This window comes from Streptomyces solicavernae (assembly GCF_029968095.1).
Taxonomy (GTDB): domain Bacteria; phylum Actinomycetota; class Actinomycetes; order Streptomycetales; family Streptomycetaceae; genus Streptomyces; species Streptomyces solicavernae.
Genome location: NZ_JASCIR010000095.1, coordinates 1 through 1,086, shown reverse-complemented (window position 1 = coordinate 1,086; position 1,086 = coordinate 1). Strand labels below are relative to the sequence as shown.

Here is a 1,086-nt window from a genome sequence, read left to right as displayed (position 1 = left end):
GAGGCCGTTCTGGCGGGAGAACTCCACGAACATGCCGGGCGTGGCCATCACCATCGCCCCTCCCGCGAGCGCCATCGACGACTCGCCCTGGCGCAGCGACTGCACCGCCTGATGCACGGCGACGAGCGAGGACGAGCACGCCGTGTCAACCGTGACGGAGGGGCCGTCGAGGCCGAGGACGTACGAGATACGGCCCGAGATCACACTGGCGAGCGTGCCGGTCAGCAGATGCCCGTCCACGCCTTCGGCGGGTTCGTGCAGGCGGGGGCCGTAGTCCTGCGGCGCGGCGCCCGCGAAGACACCCGTCGGGCTGTCCTTCAGCGACGTGGGATCGATACCCCCGTACTCCAGGGCCTCCCACGCCGTCTCAAGCAGCAGCCGCTGCTGCGGATCCATCGCCAGCGCCTCACGCGGCGAAATACCGAAGAAGCCCGCATCGAACTCCCCCGCGTCGTGCAGGAATCCGCCCCGACGCGTGTACGTGCGACCTGACTTCCCGGGCTCCGGGTCGTAGAGGGATTCGACGTCCCAACCGCGATCGGCGGGGAAGTCACTGATCGCGTCGGTCTCCTGCTCCACCAGGCGCCACAGATCCTCCGGCGAGGACACCCCGCCCGGGTAGCGGCACGCCATGCCCACGACGGCGATGGGTTCGTCGGACAAGGCGCCGGTTGCCGCGCGGTACGCGAAGTCGGCTTCGTGCCCGTCCGTCCCACCCTCCAGGAGTTCGCCGAGGAGGTACGCGGCCACGGCGGCCGAGGTCGGATGGTTGAAGACCAGAGTCTCCGGGATGGTCAGGCCGGTCGACGCCGACAGCCGGTCGCGGAGTTCCACGCCGCCCAGGGAGTCGAGGCCCAGGTCCCTGAAGGCCCGGTCGGATTCGATGGACGCGGGGTTCGCATGACCGAGGACGATCGCGGCGTCCGCCCTCACCAAGTCGAGCACGGCCCGCTCGCGATCGTCCGCTGGCAGGGCGGCCAGGCGGTCGCGGAGGGGGTTCGCCGGGCGTTCGGGAGTTTGCGCGGCGACGGCCGTGGGGGCGTGGGCCGGGTTCTGGGGGGCTGAGGGGGTGTTGAGCGCAGGGCC

Annotated in this window: 1 protein-coding gene; it reads right to left on the bottom strand. The window is 71.1% G+C overall.

Translation table 11 applies throughout. The features are described 5' to 3' along the window. Positions 1 to 1,086 (bottom strand): acyl carrier protein (locus tag QIS99_RS32135; protein ID WP_282517288.1); only part of this gene is annotated, 1,086 nt, incomplete at both ends.